The 16,071-nt window shown below is 58.7% G+C and carries 14 protein-coding genes; 4 read left to right on the top strand and 10 right to left on the bottom strand.

Annotated features, from left to right (window positions below):
* Positions 1-91 precede the first annotated feature (91 nt).
* Genes FE784_RS19505 through larC2 form a run of 4 tightly spaced genes read right to left on the bottom strand, consistent with a single transcriptional unit; the run spans position 92 to position 3,508 of the window.
* Entirely contained in the window at positions 92-1,489 is a 1,398-nt protein-coding gene (locus FE784_RS19505) for a sensor histidine kinase (protein WP_139603893.1), read from the bottom strand.
* Positions 1,486-2,163 (bottom strand): response regulator transcription factor, encoded by a 678-nt coding sequence (locus FE784_RS19500; RefSeq protein ID WP_139603892.1) that lies wholly within the window; start codon positions 2,161-2,163, stop codon positions 1,486-1,488. Before FE784_RS19500 ends, FE784_RS19505 begins: the two co-directional genes overlap by 4 nt.
* Positions 2,164-2,209: 46 nt before the next feature.
* A complete protein-coding gene (locus FE784_RS19495; protein WP_139603891.1) occupies positions 2,210-3,019 on the bottom strand; it encodes an AAC(3) family N-acetyltransferase in 810 nt (269 codons plus the stop codon).
* A 21-nt stretch (positions 3,020-3,040) separates the two neighbouring features.
* Positions 3,041-3,508 carry a nickel pincer cofactor biosynthesis protein LarC2 gene (larC2, locus tag FE784_RS19490; RefSeq protein WP_281287129.1) on the bottom strand — a complete coding sequence of 156 codons (468 nt, stop codon included), beginning with the start codon at positions 3,506-3,508 and terminating at the stop codon, positions 3,041-3,043.
* A 205-nt stretch (positions 3,509-3,713) separates the two neighbouring features.
* On the opposite strand from larC2, the gene FE784_RS19485 reads away from it, so the two are divergent.
* Both FE784_RS19485 and FE784_RS19480 read left to right on the top strand, forming a co-directional pair.
* Complete coding sequence (locus FE784_RS19485) at positions 3,714-4,730, top strand: M23 family metallopeptidase (protein WP_139603929.1); 1,017 nt, start codon at positions 3,714-3,716, stop codon at positions 4,728-4,730.
* 549 nt (positions 4,731-5,279) lie between these two features.
* Positions 5,280-6,518, top strand: coding sequence for an MFS transporter (locus FE784_RS19480; RefSeq protein WP_139603890.1), 1,239 nt, complete (start codon positions 5,280-5,282; stop codon positions 6,516-6,518).
* Positions 6,519-6,538: 20 nt separating this feature from the next.
* Here the strand turns inward: FE784_RS19480 and yunB are convergent, their stop codons facing one another.
* From yunB to FE784_RS19465, 3 genes are all read right to left on the bottom strand, one after another.
* Positions 6,539-7,315 carry a sporulation protein YunB gene (gene yunB, locus FE784_RS19475; protein WP_139603889.1) on the bottom strand — a complete coding sequence of 259 codons (777 nt, stop codon included), beginning with the start codon at positions 7,313-7,315 and terminating at the stop codon, positions 6,539-6,541.
* Positions 7,316-7,444: 129 nt separating this feature from the next.
* On the bottom strand, positions 7,445-8,479 hold the full coding sequence (locus FE784_RS19470; protein ID WP_139603888.1) for a FecCD family ABC transporter permease: 1,035 nt from the start codon (positions 8,477-8,479) through the stop codon (positions 7,445-7,447).
* The gene (locus FE784_RS19465; RefSeq protein WP_139603887.1) at positions 8,479-9,522 is read right to left on the bottom strand and encodes a FecCD family ABC transporter permease; all 1,044 of its coding nucleotides are present in this window, start codon (positions 9,520-9,522) and stop codon (positions 8,479-8,481) included. The genes FE784_RS19470 and FE784_RS19465 overlap by 1 nt, the downstream gene beginning before the upstream one ends.
* Before the next feature lie 201 nt (positions 9,523-9,723).
* Between FE784_RS19465 and FE784_RS19460 the strand changes: the two genes are divergently transcribed.
* Positions 9,724-10,974, top strand: a complete 1,251-nt coding sequence (locus FE784_RS19460; protein ID WP_176706368.1) for a DUF445 domain-containing protein — start codon at positions 9,724-9,726, stop codon at positions 10,972-10,974.
* 226 nt (positions 10,975-11,200) lie between these two features.
* On the opposite strand, the gene FE784_RS19455 is transcribed toward FE784_RS19460, so the two are convergent.
* Both FE784_RS19455 and FE784_RS19450 read right to left on the bottom strand, forming a co-directional pair.
* Positions 11,201-11,998, bottom strand: a complete 798-nt coding sequence (locus tag FE784_RS19455; RefSeq protein WP_281287132.1) for a class I SAM-dependent methyltransferase — start codon at positions 11,996-11,998, stop codon at positions 11,201-11,203.
* Between the two features lie 178 nt (positions 11,999-12,176).
* A complete protein-coding gene (locus FE784_RS19450) occupies positions 12,177-14,420 on the bottom strand; it encodes an FAD-dependent oxidoreductase (RefSeq protein ID WP_139603884.1) in 2,244 nt (747 codons plus the stop codon).
* Positions 14,421-14,544: 124 nt separating this feature from the next.
* Here FE784_RS19450 and FE784_RS19445 point away from each other — a divergent pair, with 124 nt between their 5' ends.
* The gene (locus FE784_RS19445) at positions 14,545-15,387 is read left to right on the top strand and encodes a helix-turn-helix domain-containing protein (RefSeq protein WP_139603883.1); all 843 of its coding nucleotides are present in this window, start codon (positions 14,545-14,547) and stop codon (positions 15,385-15,387) included.
* Positions 15,388-15,445: 58 nt separating this feature from the next.
* Here the strand turns inward: FE784_RS19445 and FE784_RS19440 are convergent, their stop codons facing one another.
* The gene (locus FE784_RS19440; RefSeq protein WP_139603882.1) at positions 15,446-15,916 is read right to left on the bottom strand and encodes a signal peptidase II; all 471 of its coding nucleotides are present in this window, start codon (positions 15,914-15,916) and stop codon (positions 15,446-15,448) included.
* Positions 15,917-16,071 lie beyond the last annotated feature (155 nt).

Here is a 16,071-nt window from a genome sequence, read left to right as displayed (position 1 = left end):
GTAAATGCGGTCCGAGCAAGGCAAATAGCCGCCTCCGGGCTCTCGGCGACTGCAGAAGCAGTTCGCCCTGGCTCGCGAAGACAGCCTAAGCCTATCTGCCGCCCGTTTCCTTCTTCTGAGGGGGCACGCTCGGCAGCTCCACTGTAAATATCGTTCCACGTCCCGGCTCGCTGGCCACGCGAATGGTCCCTCCGTGCAGGGTGACGATTTTTTTTACGATCGCGAGTCCGAGACCGCTACCGCTTTGCCGTTTCTGGTGCGAACGGTCCGCTTTGAAGAACCGTTCGAACACCCGCCCGCTATCCTCGGCGGATATCCCGATCCCGCTATCGGCGATGTCGACCTCGATCCGGTCTGTTCCGTGCCGGATCGCTACTGTAATTTTTCCGCCCTCCGGCGTAAATTTGATCGCATTGCCGAGCAGATTGATCCACACTTGACTCAGCTGGTCTTCGTCGGCGCATAGCTTGGCTCGGGGAAGATCCAGATCGAGCTCGATCTTCTTGGACGACCATAACGGCTCGCAGGCGACGGCGACCATGCGGATTTGTTCGTCCAAATCGAAGGTGCGCGGCTCAAACGGATGGTGCTCCGAGTCGAGCGAGGCCAGCTTCAGCAAATCCTCGCTCAGCCGGGAAAGTCTCTCGCTTTCCGTCTGGATAATATCGAGGTAGCGGTTGCGCTCCTCCTCGGGGATCGAGTTGCGCTTCAGCGCCTTGGAGAAGCCGGATATCGACGTTAGCGGCGATTGGATCTCGTGAGATACGTTGGATACGAAATCTTGCCGCATTTGCTCCATCCGCTTGATGTCTCGCGTCATTTCATCGAAGCTTTGGACAAGCTCGCCGAGCTCGTCCTTCCGCTTCTTCCACTCGAAGGCGAAATCGTAATCGCCTTTGGCGATTCTTACGGTCGCTTCTTTCATCGCTCTCAGCGGCTTTACCAAATACCGCGCGGCAATGATGATGAACAGGCTGCCTATGAGAAGGACGATTCCGAGCGAGAACAGCACAATCCATCGCAGCACCTTTTCTTCGAACGCCTGGGACGGCTGGATGAATAGAGCGTAGCTGACGGAGTCGATGCTTAAAGGAAGACCGACAACCATTTTATTGCGGTTGTCCACATTGCTGCGGTAACGTTCCCCGCCCATTACGCCGCCTACTTCCCCGCTCGACACCTCCAGGGAAAAATCGTTTCTCTGCAATCCGAACGTTCCGGCCAAGCCTTCCCGGTTATACAGCTTGATTTCGTAATCATCGATCGATTCGACCTTTCGGATAAGCGCTTCTCCGAGATCGAGACCGTTTTCTTCAACAATCCGGCCGACTTGCTCGCCCTTTTTCTCCAAGGTAGAGAAGCTGGCCTCCACGATCTGTTCCTTGAGCAGAGCAAACGTCCCCATCGTGATGAAAAACGAGCTGACCAATCCGAGCAATACGGCGGCGATAAACGTAAGCACGACGCGGACGTACAGCGTCTTGATCATTCCTTTGCCTCGAGCTTGTACCCGAGCCCCCGGATCGTGATGATCGCAAAGCCGGACTGCTCCTCGGGAAACCGCTCCCGCAGCCGCTTAATATGGACGTCCACCGTCCGTTCGTCCCCGTCGAAATCGCCGCCCCATATTTGATCGATCAGCTGGTTTCTCGTAAAAATGTGGCCGGGCTGGCTCGCCAGCTTGAACAGCAGCTCGAACTCCTTGAGCGGAAGCGTCACGCGTTCTCCTGCGCGGTATACTTCGAAGCTTTGCCGGTTCAGCTCCACATGGCCCGCCTGCACTTTGTGCGAGGCTTGAATCCGGTACCGCTTCAACAGCGCCTTCACGCGGACGATAAGCTCCGGAGGGTCGAACGGCTTGACGAGATAATCGTCCGTGCCAAGCTGGAAGCCTTTTACCTTCTGGGCCGTCTCGCCTTTTGCCGTCAGCATGAGCAGCGGAATGTCGGGGAACTCGGCGGCCAGACGCCGGCACAGCTCCCAGCCGTCCATCTCCGGCATCATAATATCGAGCACGACGATATCGGCGAGCGTCTTGTTCAGCATCTCCAGCGCTTCGATCCCGTTGTTTGCCTCCATCACGTCGAAGCCTTCTCCCCGCAAATAAAATCGGACGAGCTCGCGGATATACGGATCGTCGTCCACGACTAATACTTTGGCCATCGGGTTCCTCTCCTTTCTTCGGAAGGCCGTGGTAAGCCGATGGCGATCACGGTATAGGCCCGCCCGCTATGGCATCACAACAGCGGATGCAATCGGGACCGCAGCGGGTCAGCTCCGGCTCCGCACGAATCGTATCCAGCGCTTTACCGGCCAAATCGCGCGCTCGCCCTATCGTCCATACGCTCTCCCCTACCCGGCTCCGGCGAGTCAGCGGCAGCAGCACCGGCTCGAAGCGGGTGAAGCCTGAGGAGCACGAGCCCACGGGGGATCGCACCTTGTTGCCTTCCCCGTCGTTCACCCAGCGGATGAACGAGCGCCTGCCTGCCTGCAGCTCGGCCAAATGCAGCAGCGTCATCCGGTCGAATCCGACTCCGATCAGCACGACCCAGCCGTCCTGTTCGACGAGCTGCTCCAATGCTCCATATATGCGTTCGCGGGATTGCGTGGCGGTCAAGCTGACGGCAGACGGTCCGACAGCCGTGAAGGAATGGGTCGGATGGTTGCCCCTTGCCCGCCCCGAGCGGGCAAGGAGCGCCGCCGGAATCGCCCCCATCGTTTCCCGGTCGATCGTATTCGTCTGCGAATGGAATACGCGGCCGTGCGCCTCATAGGCAGCCGATCCATAATCGATGCCGTTGCGCCCCGGCCTGCCGTCCGACGGCGGCGGCACGAGGAACGAGTTGGAAAATGTCGGAGTCATCACCGTATTGCCTTCGGCTAAAAAAGCGTCGAGAACCGCATCCGGGCCTCCTTCGACTTTTCCCAACGACTTATAGGACGAGTGAATGCAGACGATCGCGTCTACGATTCCGTGCTGCCGCAAAGCGGTCCGGATCTGTTGTCCGTTTAATGGCATGTTTCCCGAGTCCCCCGCCTTTTATTTGTCTTCCGCATAGTTTCGCCGAACCTGCTCGTAAACACGCTTGAGCGGTACTCCGTGCCGCTTCGCCGCCGCTTCGCATTCCTTGAATTCCGGCGCCATCTGCACGAGCTCGCCATTGTGGAACCCGAGCTTGACCGTGATCGGCCCCCACTCCGTCTCGACTTTGGCGAATTGTCTGCCGAGGCGGTGAACGTCGGCCTTCAGGTAGCGAAGCCCGAGCGTGGTCGTTTCCGCGAACACGATGGCCTCCATCCGTTCCAGCTTGTCCGCCGCAGCGAGGACATTCAGCATCATTCCCGGCCGGCCCCTCTTCATAATAATAGGTATCCAGTAGACGTCGTTGGCGCCCGCCTCGAACAGCCTGTCCATCACATAAGAGCTGAATTCCGGGTTCATATCGTCCAAATTGGCTTGCAGCAGCACCATCTGCCCGTCGACGTGCTCGTTCCGGTGATCGAACAATCGCTTTCTTCCTTTCCGCTACTTTTTGGTCTAATCGTATCAAACAGATCCCCCCCATGTAAACGAATGGTACGAGCATTTCGCGAAACGTCGGAATAGCAAAAAGCGGGAATGCGTATCCTAACCGCATATACGATGGACATGATGGCGAAAAGGAGGCTAGGCGAACTTGAAACGTGCAGGCCGATTATGGCGAACGTCTGTCATGGCCTTATGCTGCATGATGCTCGCGTCACTCGCGATCGCTGACGGGGGAGCGTCGGCAGAACAAGCCGCCAAGGTTGAAACGAAGGATATCAAAACCGAGTTCGCCGAGCGTAAGCAGCTATTCGATGAAGTGAGCGAGGTCACCGGCATACCGTGGAACTATTTGGCTGCCGTCGATCAGTACGAGCGCACGCTGAGTATTGCAAATCCGAAGAAAAGGCCGCGCTCCGCGGGGCTTATCGGCATTTATTATTCGGAGCTCGATTGGGCCGGCATCGCCAATCCGGATCAGACCGATACGAATCCGGCATCGATAGCCTTGTTCGGGGGCAGAGGCAAGGATGGCTCCGGGGACGGCGTGGCCGACCGCGCAAACGATCTCGACGTTTTATCCACGATGGCCTCTTACTTGCTGACCTACGGCACGGGAGAAGATCAATTCAAGCTGGCGCTGTGGAACTATTACCATAACCAGAGAAGCGTGGAGCGGATCCAACAGTTTTACCGCATATACGCCGAATTCGGACGGATCGATCTTCACGAGCACGCATTTCCATTGCCGCTCGGCGCCGAATATTCGTACCGCAGCACATGGGGGGCGAGCAGAGGCTGGGGAGGTCACCGGATGCACGAGGGCACCGATCTTTTCGCGGGGCACGGCGTTCCCGTCCGAAGCACCTGCTACGGCATAGTCGAAATCAAAGGCTGGAACCCGTATGGCGGATGGCGCGTGGGCTTGCGCGATCTGAACAACGTCTACCATTACTATGCCCATCTGTCGGGCTTCGAGAAAAAATTGAAGCAAGGCGATATCGTCAAGCCCGGTCAGGTGCTTGGCTGGGTCGGAAGCTCCGGCTATGGCAAGCCGGGGACCCAAGGGAAATTCCCGCCCCATCTCCATTTCGGCTTGTACCGGGACAACGGCAAGACCGAATGGTCGTTCGATCCGTTTGCATATTTGAAAAAGTGGGAGCGCGAGGAACGGCTGCGCGGCCAAAAGAAAAGCGGGTCCTGAATGAACGATTCGGAAGTGGGAAGGCTTGGGTAAAAAAAAGCCTGTTCCGCACGGGGTTCGTCGATGGCCGCGCCATGCATGAGGAGTGACCGGCTCCGGCTATTCAGCGGGCAGTCCGGAGACGGGGTGAGGAAGGATAACGGAACTCCGTTACGCTATTTCGCCAAGGTTGAAAAATCTTGATCAAGTAAAGGAACTCTGATCCGTTATCGGGCCCAAATGGGCGTGCTCGTTGGGAAAACCGGGCGAATAACGGAAAGGGGTTCCTTTATTTACGGGCAAGCCGGGGAATATCCAAAATAGCGGAACCATGTTCCGTTACGCAGTATTAGCCTGCGGAAGAAAACTTTTGCCACTTCAGCCAACACAGGTAAACAGTCGAAATACTTCGCTGCCCCCCGGAATTAGCACACCAAAGCGGGAAATCCGCACGCGCTCCGCCGATTCTCCCTCCCTTTACTTCTTCTTTAACTAGCTATTGCGCATTCGCCGTTTTTTTGCAACGATTAGGTCGAAGAAATTCGAAGAATCGTGGTGCGCGCATATCCTATGAAACCGAACGAACCCATGTACAAATTCGGCATGCGAATGGGTCCCGAAGTATGGCGCAATGCCAAAATCGACTTCGGCTCGGCCGGCCTGGTCAGTCTGTTCAATGTCGTGCTCAACCAGTTTTTTATCGTCTTCGCGCTCCAGCAGGGAGCCTCCAATCTTCAGGTTGGCCTGCTATCGGCAGCCGCCCCGATCGGTCTGCTGTTCTCGCCGCTCTGGACGAGCTGGATCGAGAAGACGAACAACCCGAAGCCGTTCGTCGTCTTTCCGAGCTTGTTCGGAAGGCTGCTGCTGTTCCTCCCCGCCTTCATTCCGAATCCCGGCGGGTATGTCGCCACGGCGATCGTATTTCAAATGCTGATGGCCATTCAGGCCCCGGCATACGCGATGCTGATCTCGCGGATTTATCCACCGGACCTTCGCGGCCGATTAATGGGCTATGTAAGGGTACCGATGGGCTTGCTCATGATTCCGCTCGCCTACATTATCGGCAACTGGACGGACATGAGCGGTCCGTCCGGTCCGCTCATTGCCGCAGCCGTTGCGGGCGTCGTCTCCATCCTGCTGTTCAGCAACGTGAGGCTGCCGAAGACCGATGCGCCTCCGGCGATATCCCGGCCGCAGTTCTCGTTTCGCGATCAGTGGAATCTCGTTAAGGGCAACCGGACGCTGGCCATTTTTCTGACCGCCACGATGCTTTCCGGCTTCGGCAACATGCTGGCCGGTCCGTTGTATCAAATGATCCAGGTAGACGTCCTGCAGCTCCGCAATGTGGAAATCGGCTATGCCCGCGTAGCTTATTTCACCGGGCTGCTGCTGACTTATTTGATCGGCGGCAGGATGATCGACCGGTTCGACATCAAGCATACGCTGCTGTGCGGAATCGGGGCTTACGCCATCGTGCCGATGCTGTACGGATTATGGGGAAGCTACTCCGGGGTTATCATAGGCAATTTTGTGCAAGGCATCGGCGAAGCGATATGGGATATCGGCATTCTCGCCTTCATCTTTCGCCTGTCTCCCGGACGGGAGGCGGCGATGTTCGGGCTGCACCTGATGCTGTTCGGCATCCGCGGCACGCTGGGACCGATTTTGAGCTCGCTGCTGGCCGACAGCGTTCCTTTAGCTATGCTTCTCATCGCCGCTTCTTTGTGCGCCTGGTCCGGTACGGCGCTGTTCTGGCTCGGCAATCGAAAACGGTCGGAGCCTGCGGCGTCCATTTCGAGCGGGGGCTGACGGGCGGCAGCAGGCGCAGCCTACTTGGCGGCGCCTGCCTTCGTAGCCTCTTCCGTCTTCGCCGCGGCCTCCGTCTTCGCCGTATCCGGATTGATTTGCGGGATCGCGATGCTTGGCGGAGCGGACGACGTTTTCCCACTCGGATTGCCTTTGCTGTCGTAGTAATACATCGGCACGTCGCCGACTACAAGCACGTACGAAATCGGGATCTCCGTCTCCACCACTTCCGGCTTCGAATCGAACGGGATAATGATCGCGACCTCGGCCGTAATGCGAATGTATACCTCCACCAAAATCATGTTGATGCCCGCATCCTGCTGCCTCGTGCTCAAATCGACCTTGACCGCCCCGATGGGCGTAAATTTGATCGGGATTTTCGGCCCGAACGAAGCGATAATGGCGCTGTCCATCGCCTGGCCGACGGGAATATGCTCCGGGATGTCCTTCAGCCCGTTCAACACGTTCTGCACGGTGCTTACGGTTTCCGACGTTATTTTCATATGCTCCCCGTAGTTGAGCATGAAGCCGGTTATTTTGCCGTTTTTGTCCGTCCGCCAATCGATCAGCTTGTCGAAGCTTTGCGCCCGCGATATTTGCTCGGTAATGGCCGTATTGATCGACTGCGTGGCGATTTGCTTGACGCGGAGCATGGCGACGTGCATGAGCGGGGGGCGCAAATTTTTCTCGATAAATATAAACGATTGGAGCGAGAACAGGAAGAAAATGAGCATCGCGATGAAAAAAGCTTTCCGTTTCCCTTTCTTGGTCGGCCGGCTCCGCCATCCGCGTCTCAACATGCAGCGTGTTCCCCCGATCCGTTGGCATCCTTGACCGTACCAGTGTATGCGGCTGTCCGGCAAAAAAGACGAGATCCGCCTCCCGCCGGACTGGCCGGCAAGAAGCGGATCTCTGGATCAGGCGGCTGCTCAAGCCTTCGATTTCGCGAGCAAATACAGAAAATAAGGAGCGCCGATAATCGCGACGACGATACCGGTCGGAATTTCCGACGGCTGCATGACCCAACGGCCGAGCGTATCGGCGACGATAAGCAGCAATCCGCCGGCGAGCGCCGATGCGGGAAGCAGCACCTGATAGCTCGGGCCGACAAGGCGCCGGGCCAGATGCGGGCCGATCAAGCCGACGAAGCCGATGCCTCCGCCTACGGCGACGCATGAGGCCGCGAGCGCGACGGCCGCCGCCAGCATCTTCAGCCGTTCCCGCTCGACCGGAGTACCGAGCCCGACCGCCGCATGGTCGCCGAGCTGCAGCACGTTGAAGATGCGAGCCTTATAGAATACGTAAGGGAGCAGCACGACGATCCAGGGCAGCAGCGCGAGCACGTATTTCCACGTCGTCCCCCACACGCTTCCCGCCAGCCACACCTGCACGAATTGGAACTGCTGCGGATCGAGCTTGATCGTCAGCACGATCATCGCCGCCGAGATCCCTGCGGCAACCGCGATCCCGACCAGAATAAGCCGGATCGGCATCAGCCCTTGATTTTTCTTGTAGGCAAGAGAAAAGATGAGCGCGGCCGTCAGACCGGCTCCGACCAAAGAAAGAAAAGGCAGCAAAAATACGGATGTGACGCCCGCCTTCTTCATAAACGTGACGAACAGGACTACAGCCAGACCCGCTCCCGCATTAATGCCGAGTATTCCCGGATCGGCAAGCGCATTTCGCGACACGCCTTGCAGAATGCAGCCGGAGACGGCCAGTCCCGCTCCCACCAGCACGGAGATGACGATGCGCGGCAGCCGGAACTCGAACAGGACGAGATGCTGCTTGGGCGTACCGGCACCGAACAGCGTCTTCATCACCTCGACCGGCGTAAGCCGCATATAGCCGGTGTTCATGCTGATAATAAACGCGGTAATGATAAGCAGTCCGAGAACGGTCAATACGATCGTGTAACGCGCCGTCTTTCGTCTCCGTTCGTTTTCCAGAAAAGCGATGTCCATTACAGATTCCTCCCCTCTCTGCGCGCCAAATACAGAAAGAACGGCACGCCGATCAGCGCGATAAGCGCCCCGATCGGGGTTTCATATGGAGGGTTGATCATCCGTGCAGCCGTGTCGGCCATGACGGTCAACAAGCTGCCGAGCACCGCCGAGCACGGAATGATCCAGCGGTAATCGACACCGACCAAATAACGGGCAACGTGCGGAATGACGAGTCCGATAAAACCGATCGAGCCGACCGCCGAGACGGCCGCACCGGCCAGCACGAGCACGAGCACGGATCCGGCCAGCTTGACCCAGCCCGTCCGCTGGCCGAGGCCGCTCGCCACCTCGTCGCCGAGGCTGAGCAGCGTAATCGAACGCGACAGCATCATCGCTCCGAGCAAGCCGCCGGCCACCCACGGAGCCATGATTTTGAGCTGCAGCCACTTCGTACCGGCCACGCCCCCGGCGTACCAGAACGCCAAATCTTGTCCGATATGAAAGTAAATCGCGATGCCTTCGCTGAACGCCACCAGCAGCGCCCCGACCGCGGAGCCGGCCAGCGCGAGACGGACCGGGCTCAAGCCCCCCTTCGAGATGGCCGCGATGCCGTAGACGAGAAACATGCCCAGCGCCGCTCCCGCAAACGAATACAAAATGAGGAAGTAAAACGGCAAACCGGGAAAAAAAGCAAAGATGAGCGCCAAAACGAAGCCGGCTCCGGCGTTGATGCCGAGCAGCCCCGAATCGGCCAGCGGATTGCGCGTCATTCCTTGCATGATCGCCCCGGCCACGGCGAAGCATGCTCCAACCAGTGCGCCAGCCAGCGCCCTCGGAAGGCGGAGCTCCTGAATGATCTGATGCTGGGTCAAGTCCGGATTAAACTTGAAAACCGCCTCCCATACGGTGGACAGCTTAATATCCGCTGCTCCGACGGAGATCGACAATGCGAGCCCCAGTACCAATAAAGCGATGCCGCCAAACAAAATAACCGTCGCAAAAAACGGTCTCGAGCGCATCGGAACCGCCGGTTCGGCGGCTTGTTGCAATCGCGAAGACATCGGATCACCCTGTCTGTTTATGATAACGATTCTCATTTTCATCCTATATGGTATATCCGGCATCCTAAAAAGTCAATTCATTTCTGCGGCGCAAACATTTATTTTTGGAATTCCTTCAAATGGAGTACAATGGTAAAGAAGCAGTATAACGGCCTGATTTATCCGGCCTGCATATTCGTATACACAGGGGCTGAACGACAAGTGAAACGAAATACGAGACATATGGCCACCATATCGCTCGCGGTGATGGCGGCCGGCTTTTTGATTACGATACCGTTCGATTCGATTGCCTGGGTCCGGTTTATCCGCAGCGGCTTCGAAGCCGGTCTCGTCGGCGGACTGGCCGACTGGTTCGCGGTGACGGCGCTGTTCCGCCATCCGCTCGGCATTCCGATCCCCCATACGGCGATCCTGCCGAACAACCGCGAAAAAGTAACGAAAGCGCTCGTATCGACCGTCCAAAACGACCTGCTCAGCAAGCAGAGCATCCGCGACAAGATGAAGCAGTTCGCGATCGTCGCGCGGATGTTGGACGGCGTGGAGGCGCGTCTGCGCACCGAAGAAGGAGCGAGAGCGATTACGGGCATAAGCGACTTTGCCGTACGCTCTTTTCCGTGGGAGCGGTTAGGTCCCGTCTTGGAGCGGGAAATCGGCAAGCGGCTGGAAGAGGTCGATACCGCCGCGCTCGTTTCCGGGCTTGTCGAATACGGCTTCGCCAAAAATTGGGACGGCAAGGCGTTCGATTTCGTGCTCGATTTCGCCGAGGATTACATCAATCGGGAATCGACGATCCGGCAGCTCGGCACCATGGCGGCCGAAGGCATCAGCCGCATTCAGACGAGCGGGCTCATGTCGTTCGCCCTGAACGCCTTCGCCGGCTTCATGAGCGAGGAACGGCTTGGCGAGACGATCCGGCAGCTGCTGCAAGCGCAAATTTCGGAGCTGCGCAAAGAAACCAACCCGACGCGCGCCGGTCTGGCGGAGACCGTACGCGTCAAGCTGGAATCCGTACTATCCAAGCCGGAGACGAAGCAAGCGCTGGAGCAATGGAAGCGGGATCTGGTGGACAGGCTGAACTTGTCCGACAACTTGAACGCCTTTCTGCTGCAAACGCGGGAACGGCTGCTTGCCTATATTCATACGGAGACGTATCCGACGGAAGTGATCGCCCCCGTGCTCGAGCAAGCGATCGCGCGGCTGCGGGAGGACGAAGCGCAGATCGAACGCATCGAGACGTTCGTGCAGGACAGGCTGGCCGGCTGGATCGAGAGCAACCACCACAAGATCGGCACGCTGATCGAAGAGAACATCCGCAAGTACGACAACGAGACGCTTATCGCGCTGCTCGAGGACAAAATCGGCTCGGACCTGCAATGGATCCGGGTCAACGGAGCGATCTGCGGCTTCTTCATCGGACTCGTGCTGGCCGGCATCCATCTGCTTTTTGCTTGATAGGTATGCCGGACTCGCAAGTCATAGTATTTCAAACAGGGCCGCCCCGTATTGCCGGGACGGCCCTTATGTGGTTGCTAACTTCCTTTCCCCCGACTCCGCTGTTCGACTCTTCCACTATCAACACGGGAGCAAGCGCCCGATCCCGTGCAGTTTGCGCGCGCACCTCTCGTCGACCACAGACGCGCCGTTCCTTCTGTGCCCTGCCTCTGGAATCCGCTCCTTATCAACTCGGCCGCACCGCTTGCAGCAGCACGGATTCGCCGCTGAAGCCGAGCAAGGCGCCGGCGTCGTCGGTCTGGATCGAGAAAAAGTGCCGGAGGTCGTCCGGGGCACCGAGCAGCTTGCTCTCCAGCCGGTCGGCTTCCTCCTTCGGCAGCCCCGCCCTGTCGCACCAATCGCGGTAGCGGAACGGTTTGGGGAAGCGCGTCATCGACTCGACGCGAAAGCCCGTCGTTTCCAGCAGACGGACCCACTCGGACTTTTTCCATGCCCGGACATGGCTCGGATCCCGCCGCTTCTCCACCTCGTTATAGAAACGATCGTATCGGTCGTCCTCCGGGGCGACGTTATCGATCAGCAGCAGCTTGCCCCCGGGCTTGACGACACGGAACGCTTCGGCAGCGAAGGAAGGAACGTCGGGGAAATGGTGTGCCGCTATCCGGCAAGAGACGAGGTCGAAGGAGCCGTCCGGAAACGGAAGCCGTTCCGCATCGCCCTCGACAAAATCGACGTTCGTATGCCCGTTTCCCCGGATAAAGGCGGCTGCCGCCGCCAGCATGTCCTTGGTCAAATCGAAGGCCGTTACGCGACGGACAAGGGGAGCCAGCGCATTCGCCACATGACCGCCCCCGGTCGCGATGTCCAGCGCCTCCATGCTGCCGTCGGCCTCCGCCGCGGACACCAGCCTGAATAAATCTCCGCCCTGCGCATGCAAAGGGCTGACCACATAGTGCTGCGCGTTTTTGGAAAATTGCTGCCGTACATGCTCTTTAATCGAATCGCTCACCTTGTCGTCCTCCATTCGTTTAGTTGTTCCATCCAATGAAACTTCATCCCGACAATTGAAACTAACTACATAGTACTATACTTATCGAACGTTGTATACGGTCCTTTTGCACGCTGCACCGCCCGCAACTGCGCACAGGGGCCGGGCAAACGCCAATCGCGTTTGCCCGGCCCCTCGTTCCATACGGTTACGACTAAGAATAAGCGCGAACTTCCGCCAACTCCGCGCGGGGACAGCCGTTCGTCCGCTCGACGACGATGCGCAGCCGTCCGGCGACTACCGGATCGAACCGGTGCGTCTTCTTGCGCTTGCGGTTGTCCGTTTCCCGGTGGAGCACCTTCCAATGCCCGTCTACCCAAGCCTCCACCCTGTAATCGGCGGCGAGCTCCGGCATAATGTCGAACGGCGTGCGGATATAGTGCAGATTGATCAAATATTCGTTGACGTCGTCGTTCCAGACGAGCTCCACCTCGGACAGCGCGACCGCCTCCGGCCATTGCAGCTCCAGCCACTCCTCCCGGCCGCCCATCGGCTCCGACACCCACATATGCGGACCGCCGTAGGGACGCGCATAACCGTCAACCGCGCGGTCCGCTCCATAGGCCGACGTTTTGTCCGCCAGCCGGAAGCAGAACGGCTTTCGCACCGTCTTCCGCATGCTCCATTCGACGATCGGCTGCGACGGCTGCTTCTCCTCCAGCTTCGGATCGACGATCGGCTTCTTCCCGCGGACGAACGAGAGCGCCCCGTTCAAAGGCAGGTGCGACAGCCACAGAGAGACGGCGTCGTTCGACCTGACGATTACGAAGGCGTTACGCGGCTCAGCCGGACGCCACGGCAAGCTTACCGGCACCCATTGACGCTCCCCGGGCTCTACGGCGACGGCGTCGCGCACGATGAGCCGATGCGGAATGTAGTTCTCCTCCCGTCCCGTGTCCCACAGCTCGACTTCGAGCACGGTCCCGGCCGCTACGTCCGCCAGCAGCTCCAGCCGCCCGATTGCGGGATCGACGGGGAACAATAACGCGACGTCGGAGGTAAGCCGAATCGATTCGTCCGGTTGTTCCACGGCAATCGCCTCAAGCGCGCTGGAAGCGGACGCTTCCGCCCTCCGCGCAAGATCGAGCGGATCGCGGTTGGCGATTCCGATCAAGGCGGCATCCTGACGCAGCAAGGTCTGCTGCAGTTCCTCCATATGGTCCCGGTACACGGCGCGGGGCGTGACGCCTTTCCCGGCGCATAGGGATGCCGCCGTTCCCGCGGCTTCCCCCATGATCGCGCACGTCGCCATGACCCGCGTCGTGCCGAACGCGACGTGCGAGGCGCTGATGTTGCGGCCGGCCATCAGCATGTTCGATACGTTCGCCGAGTAGAGCGACCGGTACGGGATATGATAAATGCCGTCGGAATACATGTGCTTCGAGCCGCTTGCCTCGGCGTACATCCCTTTCGGCGGGTGCAGGTCGATCGACCAGCCGCCGAAGGCGACCCGGTCGTCGAACGGTTCCTGGCGAAGAATGTCGTGCTGGGTCAGCATATAATCGCCGACAAAGCGGCGGTATTCCCGTTTGCCCGGCACCGAGCCGACCCATTCGAGCGTCAGCGTATCGGCCTCGAACCGCCCCGAATTTTTGATATAGTCCCATATGCCGTAGATCGCCGCCCACAGCTCGTCGCGGATGCGCTCGTTCTCGTGGACCGTGTCGAGCTCTCCGCCCCATTCGATCCACCAATAATAACATCCGGACTCGCCGGTTTTGATGATGCGGCGCTCCGGAATCGTCGTTTTCGCAATGTCCTTCGCGAACGAGGGCGGCACGTATTTGACCGGATGGCCGACATCCTTCGTGTAGAACAGCATTGTGCTGCCGAGCGTAATGTCGTCCGCAACGTCCGGCGCCCACGACTCCCCGAACTCGGCTTGCGCTTCCCGACCGATCCTGTAGCCCGCGCCCGCCAGGAAACCGATGAGACCGTCCCCCGTACAGTCGACGAACACCGGGCTTTCGAAACGGATTTTGCGCTCGGAGCCCATCATCCAACCCGTAGCTGCAACGATGCGCCGGTCATCCTCCGGCCCCTCGGCTTCTACCTCGTGTACGTCCGTGTTCAAGAACAATTGAATGTTCGGTTCGGCCAGCACGGTCTCCAGTACGACCATATCCCAATAATACGGATTTCCGTCCGGATTGCGGTATTGATTCTCGACGAACATTTCGCCCATAATTCCGGTTTCTCTGGCATAGCGATGAGTACCCGTAGCCGAAGCTCCGCTAACCCATACGCGCACTTCGCTGCTCGCATTGCCTCCCAGAACCGGACGGTTCTGCACGAGTGCCACGGCATGCCCCAATCGGGCTGCCGCTACGGCCGCGCATACGCCCGCCAATCCGCCGCCGATGACGGCGATATCCGTTGCGATCGTTTCCAGCTTCACTTCTCTCACCCTTTATCATGAACTTTATATCTAATTTCATGATAGAGGAAACTATTTTCTTTTGACATTCAATAAGTTATCATCGATTTATACTTTATTTCAAAACAAGCAAGGAGGACGGCGGATGGGCCCCCTATCGCCGGAACAGCTCGTTCCATCCCTCCATACGGTCCGCTATTGGCGGCATAAAGAGCAATTTCTGATGGACACCGACACGCATAACACATGGATGATGTTCGCCGTCGAGTCGGGCTCGTTCCGCTACGACATTGACGGCGAGACGGGAACGGCCGAACGGGGGGACCTCGTCTTCTGCCCCCCCTTCATCCCGTTCCGCAGGGAAATCATCAAGCCGCTTACGTTTTTCGTCTTCACCTTTACGTTGCCGATCGCGCAGGTGGATGGCCGGGCAGCGGCAGACGTTCAGGATGCATGGACGCAAGAGAAGACGCGCAGCGGCTGTCCCTCCGGAAAGGTGACGATCCGGGACGTGCAGAGACTGGCCTCCGATTTCGACTATTTGCGGGCGGTATGGGAGCAAGAGGAGGAAGAGGCGGGGGACCGCAAGCAATATTTGCTGCGGGACATATGGCGGCTGTACGGCTGGGAGACGGAGGCGGTGCGCCGGTTCGCAAGCGTTCGAGAGGATCCTCTCATGGAACGGGCGGAGCGGCTCATCCGGGAGCGCGCGCACGAGCCGTTCAGCATGCAGGAGCTGGCCGGAGAGCTCTCGCTCAGCCCGGTCCAGCTGACGCGGAGATTTACGGCGGCGTACGGCAAGACGCCCGGGGCTTACGGGGCCGCGCTGAGGTTGAACAAAGCACGCGCGCTGCTCGTGGAGACGGACTGGACGCTTGACGACATCGCCCGGCGCTGCGGCTATGACAACGGCTTTTATTTCAGCCGGGCTTTCTCGTCCAAAATGGGCATGCCGCCATCGCGCTACCGCGATGCGAATCGGCTGTAAGGAGGGCAAGCGACAGGCCATACCCGCCCCAGCCCTCTTGGCGGGCAACCCGTCTACGCTACCCCGATATATCGTGCCTGTACGAGCCGGTCCTCTCTCTCCATTCCTGCACGACGACATGAAGCAGCAGCAGCGCCGGGCCGGCCGTCAGCGCCAAATCCGCGGCGTTCAAAATCCCTTCCCCCATCACGAGAAAATCGGTCACTTTGCCGTACAGCATCCGGTCCAGCGTATTGCCCGCGGCTCCGCCGACGAGCAGGGCCGTGCCGCTTTCCGCCAGGAACCCCTTAATATGGCCTTTGCGCCGGGCGATCAGCAAGCCGACGATCACGACGATCCCCACGACCATGAACAAGCGGCCGTAGCCCTGAAAGGAGCTTCGTGCCGCCCCGCTGTTCTCGTAATAGGTCAGCAGGATGCGACCGTTCCACAGAGATGCGGATTCGCCCACCTCCATATAAACCCTCACCGCTATTTTCAACATTTGATCGATGGCGGCGACAACAAGCGCGATCGCATAAAACAACATTCGTACAGCCTCTCCTTTCGTATGCAAATAAACCCTGCACATTGGGGGAGGTTGTTGAGCAAGCGTGCAAAAAGAGGAAGCGATGAAGGCAAGGAGTCGTGGAATGCACTCCGCTTCCGTAAAATCAGGTTATTTTTATGAAGTTCTTTTCTCTT

It is taken from the genome of Paenibacillus hemerocallicola, from assembly GCF_006265175.1.
Taxonomy (GTDB): Bacteria; Bacillota; Bacilli; order Paenibacillales; family NBRC-103111; genus Paenibacillus_AB; species Paenibacillus_AB hemerocallicola.
This window is presented reverse-complemented; position numbering and strand designations above follow the sequence as displayed.